The sequence below is a fragment of the Agrobacterium pusense genome (assembly GCF_900102105.1).
Classification (GTDB): domain Bacteria; phylum Pseudomonadota; class Alphaproteobacteria; order Rhizobiales; family Rhizobiaceae; genus Agrobacterium; species Agrobacterium pusense.
Window position 1 is genome coordinate 340846 of record NZ_FNBB01000002.1, and the last position, 14684, is coordinate 355529.

The 14684-nt window shown below is 59.6% G+C and carries 13 protein-coding genes; 9 read left to right on the forward strand and 4 right to left on the reverse strand.

Annotated elements, in window-relative coordinates; genetic code table 11:
* Position 1: 1 nt before the first annotated feature.
* A complete protein-coding gene (locus tag BLU28_RS06215; RefSeq protein ID WP_045531869.1) occupies positions 2–700 on the reverse strand; it encodes a MerR family transcriptional regulator in 699 nt (232 codons plus the stop codon).
* A 234-nt stretch (positions 701–934) separates the two neighbouring features.
* Here BLU28_RS06215 and BLU28_RS06220 point away from each other — a divergent pair, with 234 nt between their 5' ends.
* Both BLU28_RS06220 and BLU28_RS06225 read left to right on the forward strand, forming a co-directional pair.
* Positions 935–1690 carry a pyridoxine 5'-phosphate synthase gene (locus BLU28_RS06220; protein ID WP_077987500.1) on the forward strand — a complete coding sequence of 252 codons (756 nt, stop codon included), beginning with the start codon at positions 935–937 and terminating at the stop codon, positions 1688–1690.
* A 174-nt stretch (positions 1691–1864) separates the two neighbouring features.
* Entirely contained in the window at positions 1865–3130 is a 1266-nt protein-coding gene (locus BLU28_RS06225; protein WP_077987460.1) for an NAD(P)/FAD-dependent oxidoreductase, read from the forward strand.
* Between the two features lie 69 nt (positions 3131–3199).
* Here the strand turns inward: BLU28_RS06225 and BLU28_RS06230 are convergent, their stop codons facing one another.
* The gene (locus BLU28_RS06230; protein WP_004442709.1) at positions 3200–4246 is read right to left on the reverse strand and encodes an NAD(P)-dependent alcohol dehydrogenase; all 1047 of its coding nucleotides are present in this window, start codon (positions 4244–4246) and stop codon (positions 3200–3202) included.
* A 189-nt stretch (positions 4247–4435) separates the two neighbouring features.
* On the opposite strand from BLU28_RS06230, the gene BLU28_RS06235 reads away from it, so the two are divergent.
* From BLU28_RS06235 to ilvC, 3 genes are all read left to right on the forward strand, one after another.
* Positions 4436–5341: an AraC family transcriptional regulator gene (locus tag BLU28_RS06235; RefSeq protein WP_077987461.1), complete on the forward strand. Its 906-nt coding sequence runs from the start codon at positions 4436–4438 to the stop codon at positions 5339–5341.
* A gap of 397 nt (positions 5342–5738) precedes the next feature.
* Positions 5739–6392: a TetR/AcrR family transcriptional regulator gene (locus BLU28_RS06245; protein WP_004442706.1), complete on the forward strand. Its 654-nt coding sequence runs from the start codon at positions 5739–5741 to the stop codon at positions 6390–6392.
* A 49-nt stretch (positions 6393–6441) separates the two neighbouring features.
* Positions 6442–7461: a ketol-acid reductoisomerase gene (gene ilvC / locus BLU28_RS06250; protein WP_003495030.1), complete on the forward strand. Its 1020-nt coding sequence runs from the start codon at positions 6442–6444 to the stop codon at positions 7459–7461.
* Between the two features lie 68 nt (positions 7462–7529).
* On the opposite strand, the gene BLU28_RS06255 is transcribed toward ilvC, so the two are convergent.
* Both BLU28_RS06255 and BLU28_RS06260 read right to left on the reverse strand, forming a co-directional pair.
* Positions 7530–8561: an endonuclease/exonuclease/phosphatase family protein gene (locus tag BLU28_RS06255; protein WP_077987463.1), complete on the reverse strand. Its 1032-nt coding sequence runs from the start codon at positions 8559–8561 to the stop codon at positions 7530–7532.
* A gap of 108 nt (positions 8562–8669) precedes the next feature.
* Complete coding sequence (locus BLU28_RS06260; RefSeq protein WP_045531865.1) at positions 8670–9122, reverse strand: RbsD/FucU family protein; 453 nt, start codon at positions 9120–9122, stop codon at positions 8670–8672.
* A gap of 272 nt (positions 9123–9394) precedes the next feature.
* Between BLU28_RS06260 and BLU28_RS06265 the strand changes: the two genes are divergently transcribed.
* The 4 genes from BLU28_RS06265 (at position 9395) to BLU28_RS06280 (ending at position 14678) form a co-directional block, all read left to right on the forward strand.
* Positions 9395–10639 carry an aminotransferase-like domain-containing protein gene (locus BLU28_RS06265; RefSeq protein WP_077987464.1) on the forward strand — a complete coding sequence of 415 codons (1245 nt, stop codon included), beginning with the start codon at positions 9395–9397 and terminating at the stop codon, positions 10637–10639.
* A 335-nt stretch (positions 10640–10974) separates the two neighbouring features.
* Positions 10975–11958 (forward strand): ABC transporter substrate-binding protein, encoded by a 984-nt coding sequence (locus tag BLU28_RS06270; protein WP_004442696.1) that lies wholly within the window; start codon positions 10975–10977, stop codon positions 11956–11958.
* Positions 11959–11967: 9 nt separating this feature from the next.
* Complete coding sequence (locus tag BLU28_RS06275; RefSeq protein WP_077987465.1) at positions 11968–13662, forward strand: ABC transporter permease; 1695 nt, start codon at positions 11968–11970, stop codon at positions 13660–13662.
* Entirely contained in the window at positions 13650–14678 is a 1029-nt protein-coding gene (locus tag BLU28_RS06280) for an ABC transporter ATP-binding protein (RefSeq protein ID WP_077987466.1), read from the forward strand. The genes BLU28_RS06275 and BLU28_RS06280 overlap by 13 nt, the downstream gene beginning before the upstream one ends.
* Positions 14679–14684: the final 6 nt, after the last annotated feature.

The window sequence follows — 14684 nt, forward strand, 5'->3', positions numbered from 1 at the left end:
ATCAGGCGCGGATGACGCCGAGCAGAACCGCCTTGGCCACCGCCTGAAAACGGTTGCTGGCGCTGAACTTGCCGATAATCTTCGCTTCGAGGATGTTAAGCTCGTTTGCCGAAAGGCCAAGGGCGCGGGCGAGCCTGACAGGGGCGTATCCTTCCGCCATGAGTTCGAGACATTTCCGTTCAGGATCGGTTAGCGCGATGTCGTTTGCCTGTCCCCGCTCGGCCGCGTCCGCGCGATCTTCGTCGCTATCGGTGACGAGCAGTTCCTCGATCTGCTGGGCCTGGCGCTGGAGCGTGGAAAGCTCCGCCGTCAACTCTCGCTTTCGCTGCCTTAGTGCGTCGCGAAATATATCGTCTGCCTCTTCCTGCGAGAGAGAACGGACCAGTTTTTCCATGATCTCCGTAATCGAAGCCACGGAAATACCGACTTCGCGGCAAACGTTGATAACGGCCATGCGCTGGACGTTGCGGTGAGAATAGACCCGCATCTGTCCGATGCGTTTAGACGTCAGCAGTGCCTTTTCTTCGTAAAAATGCAGGGTACGGTGGGTCACTCCGAAGATATTGGCCATGTCGGCGATCGGAACCGGTTCCGCGGGCAGCGATGAGGGCAGGCTTATATCCGGTAGAAAGCTGTTGACCCTTAGATTGGGTTTGTCCTCGTCGCCGTGACTTTCGAACGGCATCCGGCCATCCTGCATTGTCTCCCCCTTCGCGCTCTCCGGCAGCGTGTCTGCCTTTTTAAAGGCGTCTGTTGCTTATTCCCCCGCAACAGACCGTTTTTCGATAAAAACATAATGCCAAACGCTACATCAAAACCGGAACGTGTCATGCGCACTTTCGTTCCCGGTATGATAAAAAATTTATCAGCCTCCTTGCGGTCGGCGTCAACCTGCGTGAAACAGGATGTCAATTCCGAACCGGAGCCCGATGCCATGCCCGCAAAACTCTCTGTCAATCTGAACGCAATTGCCATGTTACGCAACCGCCGCGATCTTCCATGGCCGGATGTCGCGCATTTCGGGCATGTTGCACTGGAGGCGGGGGCAAGCGGGCTGACTGTACACCCGCGGCCTGACCAGCGCCATATCCGCTTCTCGGATCTACCGGCCCTGCGCGCGCTGATCGATGACAGGTTTCCCTCCGCGGAGTTCAATATTGAAGGATATCCGAGTGAGGATTTTCTCCTTCTGTGCGAAAAGACCCAGCCCGAACAGGTCACACTCGTACCTGACGATCCGTCGCAGGCAACCTCCGATCATGGCTGGGATTTCCGCGCGCATGCGAAATTTCTGAAGCAGGTCGTCGGACGGCTGAAATCGGGTGGCATGCGGGTGTCGCTTTTCGCAGATGGCGACGGCGAACGCGAGCCGGTGGAACTGGCGGCTGAGACGGGCGCTGCGCGTATCGAACTTTATACCGGGCCCTATGGCGGCTGTTATGACGATCCGCACAAGGCCGATGTGCTCGTCGAGACGCTTGGGCGGACGGCGGACCATGCTGCGGCGCTCGGACTTGCCGTCAATGCGGGCCATGATCTCACCGTCGCGAACCTGCCAAAGCTGATGAAACGTATCCCTTATCTGGCCGAGGTTTCAATCGGCCACGGGTTGACGGCGGATGCCCTGGAATATGGCATGGCGGAAACAGTCCGGCGTTTTCGGCAGGCCTGCGGTCAGGCTATTTCATAACCAAAGCCAATTTTTTCGCCTATGTTCTGCCTTGCGCATGCTCCGTGCGCGAGGGCGGCGGGAGATATGTCGGAACCGGTCCCGCCGAACTAGGTTCTGGGTTGAGTATCGGCGTTTCCGATAGTCGGAATTCACTTTCCGGACCGATGCTCGGGCTTTTGAAGGCAGAGACATATGCAAGAACATCATGTTGTCGTCGTGGGTGGAGGCTTCGGCGGTTTGCAGCTGGTACACGGGCTGGAGGGGGCCCCTGTCCGCATCACATTGATCGATCGTCGCAATCATCACCTTTTCCAGCCATTGCTTTATCAGGTTGCGACGACTGCGCTGGCGACATCCGAGATCGCGTGGCCGATCCGTCATCTCTACCGCGATCGCAAGGAGGTCACGACGCTGCTTGCCGAGGTGACCGGCGTGGATCGGGCGGCCCGGACCGTGCATCTCAACACCGGTGAAACGATCCGCTTCGACACTTTGGTGCTGGCTACAGGCGCACGCCACGCCTATTTCGGTCACGATGAGTGGGAGCGTTCCGCGCCGGGTCTCAAGACGCTGGAGGATGCGACAACGATCCGCCGCCGCCTGCTTCTGGCTTTCGAACGGGCCGAACTCGCGACCAGCGAAGAGGAACGACAGGCACTGCTAACCTTTGTCATCATAGGGGCAGGCCCGACCGGCGTGGAAATGGCAGGCATGATTGCAGAGCTTGCCCATAAGGCGCTGCCGGCGGAATTCCGCAACGTTGACACCCGAAAGACCCGCGTGCTGCTCGTCGAGGCTGGTCCCCGCGTGCTGCCGGTCTTTACGGAGGATCTTTCGGCCTATGCCAAGGAGGCGCTTGAGAAACTTGGCGTCGAGGTTCTGCTCGGAACGCCGGTGACGGCCTGCAGCGACGATGGCGTGACGGTGGGCGAGACCCATTATCCATGCCGTACGGTCGTCTGGGCCGCCGGCGTGCAGGCTTCTCCCGCGGCCAAATGGCTCAATGCCGCCGCCGACAGGGCAGGACGGGCCATTGTTGGGCCGCAGCTTAATCTGGAAGACGATCCCGATATCTTTGTCATCGGCGATACCGCCGCCGTCAATCAGGAAAACGGCAAGCCGGTGCCGGGTATTGCGCCTGCGGCAAAGCAGCAGGGCGCTTATGTCGCGAAGGTCATCAAGGCGCGGCTTGACGGCAAGCCGTTTCCTTCACCCTTCCGCTACAGCCATCAGGGCAATCTTGCCACGATCGGCAAACGCGCCGCGGTGATCGATTTTGGCCGGTTCAAGCTCAAGGGCGTGCTGGCATGGTGGATATGGGGACTTGCCCATATCTATTTCCTGATCGGAACGCGTTCGCGGCTGGCCGTGGCGTGGAGCTGGCTTTGGATTTACTTGAGTGGCCAGCACAGCGCGCGGCTGATCACCCAGAAAGAAACGCTGAAGGACGAGGCGTGAGGCAAGCGACAAAGAAACGGCGGGAAGCATGGCTTCCCGCCGTTTCCTGTTTCGCCGTTTCCGGACGCATCAAGCGTCGAGCGACGCCATGTCAATGACGAAGCGGTAACGTACGTCGCTCTTCAGCACGCGCTCATAAGCCTCGTTGACGTCCTTGATGTCGATCTTTTCGATTTCGGAGACGATGTCGTGCTTGCCGCAGAAATCCAGCATCTCCTGGGTTTCCTTGATAGAGCCGATCATAGAGCCAGCCAGAGAACGGCGGCCGGGGATGACCGAGAAGGCGTGCACGGGGATCGCATGTTCAGGCACACCGAGAAGCACCATGGTGCCATTGACCTTCAGCAGGCCGAGATAGGCATTCCAGTCGATTTCCGCCGAAACGGTGCAGAGGATCAGGTCGAAGGTGCCGGCGAGCTTTTCGAAGGTCGAGGCATCGCTGGTGGCATAATATTCCTTCGCGCCAAGCTTAAGGCCGTCTTCCTTCTTGGAGAGTGTCTGCGAAAGCACGGTGATATCCGCGCCCATGGCTGAACCGATCTTCACGCCCATATGGCCAAGACCGCCCATGCCGACGATAGCCACCTTCTTGCCCGGGCCGGCATTCCAGTGCTGAAGCGGCGAATAAAGCGTGATACCAGCGCAGAGCAGGGGAGCGGAGGCGTCGAGCGGCAGGTTTTCCGGAATGGAGAGGACGTAATCTTCCCGCACGACGATATGGTCGGAGTAACCGCCCTGCGTGGCGGTCTTGCCGTCGCGTTCGACGGAGTTATAGGTCTGCACGAGACCCGGCATGTACTGTTCATTGTCGAGATCGCGGGTGGCGCAACCGACGCAGGAATCGACAAAGCAGCCCACGCCGACATGATCACCGACCTTGAATCTGGTGACCTTGGAGCCAACGGCGCGGACGACACCGGCGATTTCGTGGCCCGGAACGATCGGGTAGACGGCGTTCTTCCATTCGTTGCGGACGGTATGAATGTCGGAATGGCAGATACCGGCATATTTGATATCGATGACGACGTCGTCATCATTCGGCTCGCGGCGTTCGAAGGTGAACGGGGTAAGCGGCTTCGACGCATCTGTCGCAGCGTAACCTCTTGCAATAGCCATCTGAATATCCTTTCGGAAGTTGGGGACGGCGGAATATGCAATGGAAGAACGAACGGGCGTTAGAGCGATCCTCCTAGCTTTTTGCACGATCCTGCAAAAATATGATGGTGCGCTCTTTGCGCGGGCCGAGAGGCTTTCTAGATAGATGACATCAAACACACCTCTTCCGTCAGTCAAGGGATTTCCCCTATGTCCTTGTCGTTCAATGTCTATCAGGAAATTGCTTCCATCGCCGCGCGGCATGCCACCAGTGACGGCGAGGTGCAGACGGCAATCGGCTCCCTTGGCATCAGCCGGCGTACGACTCCGAGCGCTCCCTGCCACGGCAGTTATCGCCCTTGTCTCGCCATGGTGATCCAGGGATCGAAAAGCGTCCAATTGGGGACGGACACCATCAACTACGGTGCCGGCGATTATCTCCTGACATCGCTTGATCTGCCGGTTGCGTGGCGGGTGGTGGAGGCGAGCAGGGAAGTGCCGCATTTCTGCATCTCGCTTGCCATCGACAGTGAAAAGCTGCTCGATCTCATGCGGCGTGTTCCTATCGATCCGCCGGTGGAGCCGACGAATGCGCAGCGCGGCATCGTGGTCAACACAGCCACGCCGGAACTTCTCGATGCGGCCATCCGCCTGCTGCGCCTGCTCGATCGTCCTGCAGACATTGCCGCCGTGGCGCCGCTCATCGAACAGGAAATCCTTTATCGCATTTTGACCGGACCGGCCGGCGGGCAGCTGATGAACATCATTGCCGCTGGAAGTCACGGCAACCGCATCGCCCGCGCCGTCGCATGGCTGCGCGAGAATTTCGCACGCCAGCTGCGCGTCGAAGACCTTGCAGATCACATCGGCATGAGCGTCTCGTCCTTCCATCATCATTTCAAGACGATCACGGCCATGACGCCGGTCCAGTACCAGAAGCAGCTTCGCCTGCATGAGGCCCGGCGGCTCATGATGCTGGAGCGACTGGATGCCGGCACCGCGGGCCATCGCGTCGGTTATCAGAGCCCTTCGCAGTTCAGCCGAGAATATAGCCGCTTTTACGGGCTGTCGCCGTCACGGGACGTCGATGCATCGCGCGAGATTGCGGCGGGGTAGACTGGGGCTGTGCATTCGTAGCGGGTCGTCGGTGGGTGTGGCTTACCCCCCTCTGCCCTGCCGGGCATCTCCCCCTCAAGGGGGAAATCAGCAAGAGGCCCCTTTCGCCACTCCATCCTCGACCGCTGAGATGGTCGAAACCTAGCCGCATATCGATCTCCCCCCTTGGGGGGGAGATGCCCGGCAGGGCAGAGGGGGGTAAGCCACACCCACCGACGACCCGCTACCACACACAACCGCCTGAAGACGTACCCCGCGTGCTATTCATCCCACGCCGCACCGCGTCAATTCTCATCCCCCTCTAAAGAATCCGCTTGACCGCAACGCAGCCTCCGCTTAAATGGCGCTCGAACCGTACCGTACGGTACATCAATCGAGCCCCTTGGAGTGGAAAGACTTGGCTTCCGACCCGATCACAGCGCAGGAATTTTCGCCGCGCCAGAACGCCGTTCTGGACCAGGCATTGCGTCTATTGGTCGAAGGCGGCGAGAAAGCGCTGACCACATCGGGACTGGCGCGCGCCGCCAACTGTTCCAAGGAAAGCCTTTACAAGTGGTTCGGTGATCGCGATGGCCTGCTGGCAGCGATGATCACCTTTCAGCAGAGCAAGGTCCGCACCTTCGAAAAGGCAGGTGACCGCGTCTCCGCACCGCAGCTTGCCGATCACCTCGAGGTTTTCGCCCATGATCTGCTGGATGTGCTGGCAGGCGACGTGTCATTGGCGCTTAATCGTTTGGCGATAGGGCAGGCGAGCCGGGATGGCTCGAAGCTCGGTGATCTGCTGCTGGAACGTGGTCGTCGCCAGATCGACCGCCGCGCCCGTGGGCTGATCGAGGCAGGTCGCCGTTCCGGTTACCTGCGTTTCGATGATGCGGAAGAGGCATATCGCAGTTTTTACGGCCTTATCGTTTCGGATCTGCATGTGCGCATGCTGCTGGGCGAGGCGCCGGACAAGGATTTTTCTGCCCGGGCGAAGAAGGCTGTCATTGCCTTCCTGACCCTCTACGGCACGGAAAAGGTACATTCGGAACTGGGCGGCAAGGTCGCTTAAGCTTCCGGTTCAGACAACTGAGAGACAAGCATTAGGGAAGGACCATAAAATGCGCGTTTATTATGATCGTGATGCCGATCTCAATCTCATCAAGTCCAAGAATGTCGTCGTCGTCGGTTACGGCTCCCAGGGCCGCGCCCATGCGCTGAACCTCAAGGATTCCGGTGCCAAGAACGTCGTCATCGCTCTCAAGGCCGGTTCTCCGACCGTCAAGAAGGCCGAAGCCGATGGCTTCAAGGTCATGACCGTTGCCGAAGCCGCCAAGTGGGGCGACCTGCTGATGATGGCAACGCCTGACGAACTGCAGGCCGACATCTACAAGGCCGACATTGCCGGCAACATCCGTGATGGCGCAGCGATTGCTTTCGCACACGGCCTCAATGTTCACTTCGGCCTCATCGAGCCGAAGGCATCGCTCGACGTCGTCATGATCGCACCGAAGGGCCCTGGCCACACGGTTCGCGGCGAATACCAAAAGGGCGGCGGCGTTCCCTGCCTCGTTGCCGTTCACCAGAACGCTTCGGGCAACGCCCTTGAACTCGCTCTCTCCTACGCCTGCGGCGTTGGCGGCGGCCGTTCGGGCATCATCGAGACCAATTTCAAGGAAGAGTGCGAAACCGACCTCTTCGGCGAACAGGTCGTTCTCTGCGGCGGTCTCGTCGAACTGATCCGCGCTGGTTTCGAAACTCTGGTCGAAGCCGGTTACGCTCCGGAAATGGCCTATTTCGAGTGCCTGCACGAAGTGAAGCTGATCGTTGACCTGATCTATGAAGGCGGCATCGCCAACATGAACTACTCGATCTCCAACACCGCAGAATGGGGCGAATACGTCACCGGTCCGCGCATCATCACTGCCGACACCAAGGCTGAAATGAAGCGCGTCCTGCACGACATCCAGACCGGCAAGTTCACCTCCGAGTGGATGCAGGAATGGAAGGCTGGCGGCGCTCGCTTCAAGGGTATCCGTCGCAACAACGACAGCCACCAGATCGAAGAAGTCGGCGCCAAGCTCCGCGGCATGATGCCCTGGATCGGCAAGAACAAGCTGGTCGACAAGGCCGTCAACTAAGCTTCATTGCTTGATGAAAATTTTGGAGGCCGGGGCGAAAGCTCCGGCCTTCCGTTTTCGATGTGCCCTCATATGATGGCGTCGTCTTCCTCGACGATAACGGAAACGGGAAAGTGATCGGAAAAACCGCCGAGATTGACATTTTTGACCGCGTCGCCCTTCGACAGGCCGAAGCGGATAGGCCCCTCGTTCTTGCTGTGACTGACCATGGCGGCGATGGCTTCGACCTTTGCGGTTTCTTCCCGCACCTTGAAACCGCTGCTGCCGACAAGAAGTGATCTGGAGACGAGAATCTGGTCGAAGATATTGGCATCGCCGTTAAAGTAGAGCGTGCCATAAATCGTTCGCGCTGAACCGACGGAATCCATCACCGGCTGGCGTAGGTAGTTCCAGGCAAGATTGTAGAACATGGCCGATTGCGAGTTTTCGACATCGTCGCGCTCGCGGGCGGAATTGGCGTGGTAGCGTAGCGAAGCATCGGAAGGATCGTCATTGAAGTCGCCGAAAGCGATGACGGCGATGTTGTTTCCTTTTTCTTCCCTGATGCGCTGGTGCCAGTAACCCAGCGTCTCACCGGCGGTCATGCGAAAACCGGCGCTTTCCACTGCGCCGCCGGATCGCGACGGCCAGTGATTGGAAAGCGCGATAAGCTGGCGGCCCCCCTTGGTGATGAAGGTGCACTGGGTAATGTCGCGCGTGCCGGTGCGGCGCATGACGAAATGGCTGAAAATCTCGTTCTCGTTGATCAGCAGCTTCCTGCTGTCATAGATGAAGGCGGTGTCGATGCCGCGCTGGTCCTTGCTGGAATCGGCGTGCACGACGCGATAGGCTCGCGTGGGCATGAGATCGTTCAGATGTTCCGCCAGCGTCTCCAGCACAAAACGGTTCTCGACTTCGCAGACACCCAGCAGATCCGGTCCCGCGCCGCCGATCTGACTTATGATCAGGCCGAGCTGTTTGACCTTGGTTTTGAACAGGTCTTCGGTCCAGCCTTTCAGATCGTTCTTCAGCCGCTCGGCAATCCACGGCTCGCGCGCCGGATAACCCTCCGGCGCAAACAGGTTTTCGACATTCCAGAATGCCAGGACATATCGTGTCATGATACCTCACCCCTCCGGTTGGTTTTGCGAACCCAGGGGAAGTTTCTGCCACAACAACTTGAAATTGTCATGACGGGTGAGATACCCGGCCCATCTTGTCGTGCGATCTTACTTGCCCGGCGGGATGACGCCCTTCGTCAGCAGAAAGCAGCCGTAAAACCGCGTCTCGCCCGTCGTGATGACGCAATAGGCCTGCTTGGCTTTTTCGTAGAAGGCAAAGCGTTCAATGCCGTACATGGGGGCGGATTTTCCTTCCGCCGCGTCTATTTCCTTCTGCACTTCGGCCTGCACCGGTTCCAGCTGATCGGGCGCCCCCATTACTTCCATGCGGCCGACCGAGGGCTGCAGCGGGGTATCGAGCGGCAGGACAGACAGGATCGCTTTCATTGCGCGGGCAGCGGAGACGTTGTCGATGTGAAGAACCTTGCCGACTGTGGTGTGGCGGGCAACAGAGTCGGAGGGGAAATTGGTGTCCGAGATCACCAGCGTGTCGCCGTGACCCATGGCGCGCAGCGCGTGCAGAACGTCGGCATTCAGCGCCGGGTCGATATTCTTCAGCATGTCCTCAAACTCCCATGATGCTTTCGCCGTGTCGTGGCTCGCGTGCAATCCAGCCGGAAAACCCCGTGGCGTCAATCGCAAAGGTGTGATTGTGAAGCTTTGCGCAAGGGTGTATTTGGCTTTGTCCGCGAAATCGGCCTCGATTGAGACCAGTTAAGGGCAATGTGCAGGGAGGCGGAAATAATTCGAAAAACTGATAAGTCAGTATTGCTGACGTATCGACATTTCTGTAAAGATGCACGCATAAAAACGACACAAGAGGAAACGTACCCATGCTCAATTGGGAACAAATTTTCGCCACGCGCTCTTCGCGTATGAAAGCGTCTGAAATCCGCGAGCTGCTGAAGCTGCTCGAGCAGCCCGACATCATTTCCTTTGCCGGCGGTATTCCGGACCCCGCTCTTTTCCCAGCAGAGGAGTTTCAGCAGGCTTACGCGGAGATTTTTTCCGGCGCGCAGGTCAACGCCGCGCTGCAATATTCCGTCAGCGAAGGTTACAAGCCGCTGCGCGAATGGCTGGCGAGCGAAATGGACAAGATCGGCATCGAATGCACCGCCGACAACGTCTTCATCGTTTCCGGTTCGCAGCAGGGTCTCGATTATCTCGGCAAGCTGTTCCTGTCGCCAAAGGATACGGCGCTGGTCACTTGGCCGACCTATCTCGGCGCGCTCTCGGCATTCAACGCCTATGAGCCCAACTATGACCAGCTGAACCCCGGCGGTAACCGCACGCCCGAGGCTTACCGCGAAACCGCGGCGAAGCTTGGCGGTTCGGTGAAGTTCGCTTATCTATCGGCCGATTTTTCCAATCCGACCGGCGAAACCGTCGATCTGGCCGGACGCCAGAAGCTTCTGAAGCTTGCTGACGAGCTCGATATCGCCGTCATAGAAGACGCGGCTTATCAGTCGCTGCGTTATGATGGCGAAGCCGTTCCGCCGATCATGGCGCTCGACATTGCCCGTTCGGGCGGCATCGAAAACACCCGCACCATCTATTGCGGCAGCTTCTCGAAGACGCTCGCTCCGGGTCTGCGCGTCGGTTACATCGTCGCTTCCGCCCCTGTCATCCGTAAGCTGGTGCTGATGAAGCAGGCCGCCGACCTGCATTCCTCGACGATCAACCAGATCGCCATCGAACGCGTCGCCTCGCGCGGCTTCGACAAGCAGGTGGCCAAGATCAAGGCAGCTTATAGCGCACGCCGCGATGCGATGCTGGCGGCGCTCGAGAAGTACATGCCGAAGACGACCAGCTGGACGAAGCCGGAAGGCGGCATGTTCATCTGGGTGACGCTGCCTGAGGGCATGGATGGGGCGGCGCTGCTTGCCAAATCCATCGCCACGGAAAAGGTCGCTTTCGTTCCCGGCCGTGCTTTCTTTGCGGATGGTTCGGGCACGAACACGCTGCGCATCAGCTTCTCCTGCGCCAACGAGGCGATGATCGAGGAAGGCATGAAGCGCCTCGGGCGGTTGATTGCGACGGCTCAGGCGGAAACGGCTGAGGTAGTTCCGGCGATTTGAGGGTTGCGAGGTTTTTCGGCGGCGACGGGGGTTGTGGCTTCACCCCCCTCTGTCCTGCCGGACATCTCCCCCTCAAGGGGGGAGATCGACTCGCGGTTAAGATATCGCCTATCGCAACAGTTGAAAATGAAGTGCTGTCAACGCCTCTTGCCGATCTCCCCCCTTGAGGGGGAGATGCCCGGAAGGGCAGAGGGGGGTGAGCCGCAAGCACCAAGAGGCACTGTTCCCCTCAATCCCGCTGGCCCCAACAGATCACACCACTAAAATCCTGCCTGTCACATACATGTTATGCAATCATGTTTTAGCGGTCCCACCGAACAACAGGGACTGGATCCATGAAAACGCTGCTCTCCGCTTTCACCGCCATCGTATCGCTTGGCTTCATCGCCACTGCTGCCAATGCCGCCGATCTGGTGCTTTATACCAGCCAGCCGAATGAGGACGCGCAGGCGACCGTTGACGGGTTCAAGGCTGCCAATCCCGGTCTCGAAGTCGAGTGGGTGCGTGACGGAACGCCGAAAATCATGGCCAAGCTGATGGCGGAAATCAGCGCCGGCAATCCGGTTGCCGACGTGCTTCTGATCGCCGATACCGTGACGCTGGAGCGCATGAAGCAGGCCGGTCAGCTGCTCGCCCACAAGTCTCCCGAAGCCAAGAATATCGATGCCACGCTCTATGATGCGGACGGCTTCTATTACTCCACGAAGCTCATCACGACAGGCATAATGTACAATACGGCCGCCGCGATGAAGCCGACGAGCTGGAAAGACCTGGCGAAGGCGGAAGCCAAGGGTCTCGTAACCATGCCGAGCCCGCTGACGTCGGGTGCGGCACTGATTCACGCGCAGACGCTTGCCGCCGCAAATGGCCTCGGCTGGGATTACTACAAGCAGCTGAAGGCCAATGAAGCCATTGCCGGCGGTGGCAACGGCGCGGTGCTGAAGTCCGTCGCTTCGGGCGAAAAGGCTTACGGCGTGGTGGTCGATTACATGCCGATCCGTGAAAAGGCCAAGGGCGCACCGGTCGAATTCGTCTTCCCGGAAGAGGGCGTTTCTGCTGTCACCGAGCCGGTCGCGATCATCAAGGGCACCAAGCACGAGGAAGCGGCCAAGAAGTTTGTCGATTACGTGCTTTCGGAAAAGGGCCAGCAGGGCTTCGTCAAGCTCGGTTACATCCCTGTCCGTGCCGATGCCGGCATGCCGGAAGGTTTCCCGGCCCGCGACAAGATCAAGGTTCTGCCGCTCAGCGCTGCCGATGCACTGAAGAATTCCGAACAGGATCTCAAGACCTTCTCCGATATTTTCGGTTCCAAGGGCTGATAAATCGGAATGACCCGTTCCAAGGCTTGTGGAAACAGCCAGCCGCGCTGGCTGTTTCCTTTTGTGGTGAGTGTTGTTTTTGCGCTGAGCGCGCTGCCGCTCGGACGCCTCGCCTATACCGGCGTCGTTTCGTCACTGAATGGTGATATATGGCGACTTCTGGCCGATCCGGCGCTCTGGGATGCGGCGCTGAACACGCTCTCCACCTCGTTTTTAGGCATGCTGATTTCACTCGGAATCGGCGGCGCTTTCGCGCTTGCCCTGACGCTCTGCGACATCCGCGGCAAGTCGATCTTAAGCTTCCTGTTCATGCTGCCGATGATGATCCCGCCGCAGGTGACGGCGCTGTCGTGGATCGGCATGACCGGCCCGTCAAGTACGCTGTTGAAGGCCATCGGCCTTGCGCCGGCGATGGGTTCGCCGCAGCCGCTTTATTCCATCGCTGGCATCGCACTCTTGCTCGGTGTGCAGCACGCGCCGCTCGTCTATCTGTCGCTGCGCGCGGGGCTACTCGCCTTGCCGCAGGATGGCATAGAGGCCGCCAAGCTTTCCGGTGCTTCACCGCGGCGCGTTTTGTGCGATATCATCCTGCCGCTTTCCACGCCTGGACTGATCGCCGGTGCGGCGATCTCCTTCGTCTCCAACGTCGGCAATTTCGGCATTCCGGCGATCCTCGGCATCCCGGCCTCGATCTTCACTTTGCCGACACTGATCTACAGCCGTTTTGCCAGTTTCGGTACCAGCACCTTCGGTGATATCGCCATTCTCTCGACCATGATCGCCATCATTTCGGTCGCCGGGCTTGCGCTGCAGGAACGGGCGATGAAGGGGAGGGACTATCGCATCATCGGCCTTTCCGGCAAGGCGGCGACCTTCCGGCTTGGGCTGTGGCGGGTGGCGGCGGAGCTTGCCCTGTGGCTCGTGCTGTTCATCATGCTGGTGGCGCCGCTGACGGCGCTGGTGGCAAGCTCGCTCGCTCCCGCCTATGGCGTGCCGCTCAGCCTCAAGACCGCAACGCTGCATGCCTATGAGGAACTGCTTTACCGGCAGAGCGTGACCCGCACGGCCTTCCGCAATTCGCTGTTTCTGGCGATGGCGACATCCTTGTGTCTCCTGGCGGTGACAGTGCTGACGGCTTATTTCCTCGTGCGTGGCAAAAGCCGGTTCATGTTCTTGCTCTCGGCGATGGTGGATATTCCCTATGCGCTGCCGGGGGTGGTGATTTCCGTCTCTTTCGTGCTGCTTTTCGCCGCTCCTATTCCATTGCTCGGCATTACGCTTTACGGCACGATCTGGATCATTCTGCTTGCCTATTTCTCCTCTTTCTTCGCGGTCAGCCTGAAACCAATGGTCAGCGCTTTCCTGCAATTCGATCCATCGCTGGAAGAGGCAGCAAGGCTGTCGGGCGCGGGTTTCTGGCGACGGCTCAAGGATATCATCCTGCCGCTGGTCGGGCCCGCGGCAGGGGCTTCCGTCATCCTCGTGTTTCTGATCGCCTGCAACGAACTGACGGTTTCGGCGCTCCTTTGGTCTGCCGGCACACAGACGCTCGGCGTGCTCATCTACAACCTCGATGACAGCGGCAGCTTCGATCTCGCCTCGGCGCTATCGGTGCTTGTCGTCATCATGGTGATTTTCCTCATGCTGCTGCTCGAAATTCTGGGGCGCTATCTGCCAAAAGGAGTTGTGCCTTGGCGAAACTGATCCTTAACCGCCTGTCGAAGAGCTTCGGTGCCGGTTCGAAACCGGCCGTGGACGATGTTTCTCTCACTGTGCGGGAAGGCGGCTTTCTGGCGCTGCTCGGACCCTCCGGCTGCGGCAAGACCACAGTGCTGCGCATGGTTGCCGGGTTCGAACAGCCGACGGATGGTTCCATCCTGCTCGGCGAGCGGGTGCTGGCCGATGCCGGCAGCATGGTGGCGCCGGAGCGGCGCAACATGGCAATGGTGTTCCAGTCCTATGCGCTGTGGCCGCACATGTCGGTTGCCGACAATGCCGGCTACCCTTTGAAGGTGCGCGGTATTACGGGCGAAAAATACCGCGAGAGGGTGCGTCAGGCGCTTGCCGCCGTCCGACTTGAGAGCTTCGCGGATCGCCGTCCCGCCGAACTTTCCGGTGGCCAGCGGCAGCGTGTTGCGCTCGCCCGCTGCCTCGTCACCGAGCCTGACGTCGTATTGCTCGATGAACCGCTCGCCAACCTCGACCGGCATCTGCGGCAGGAAATGGAAGAGACATTTCGGGATTTCCATGCCCGTTCCGGCGCGACGATGATCTATGTCACTCACGATCAGGCGGAAGCCATGGCGCTGGCAACCGATGTCGCCGTCATGTCGCACGGCAAGCTGCTTCAGGTCGCGGCGCCTGCGGAGCTTTACGCGCGGCCGGAGGGCAGGCTGGTCGGGTCGCTGGTCGGGCAGGGGACGATCCTCAGCCTCCCACTGCCGGAAGGGGCATCGCGCGATCTCGACTGGTCCGCACTTCGGGCGGCGATGGAGAGAGGCGCGGGAGCATCGCAGGCCGACGTGCTTGTGAGGCCGCAGGATGTGGTGCGGGACGCGGAAGGCATTGCCTGCACCGTCACCTCGGTTCTGTACGAGGGCGAGCGTTATGCCCTTCGTCTTGACCTGCCGGATGGGCAGGCGGTCAGAGCCTATTCGCGTGAAGCCGCAGCTGTGGGTGACAGGCTTCCGGTTGCCATTCGCAGCGGGTGGCGGCTTTGAGCGCAC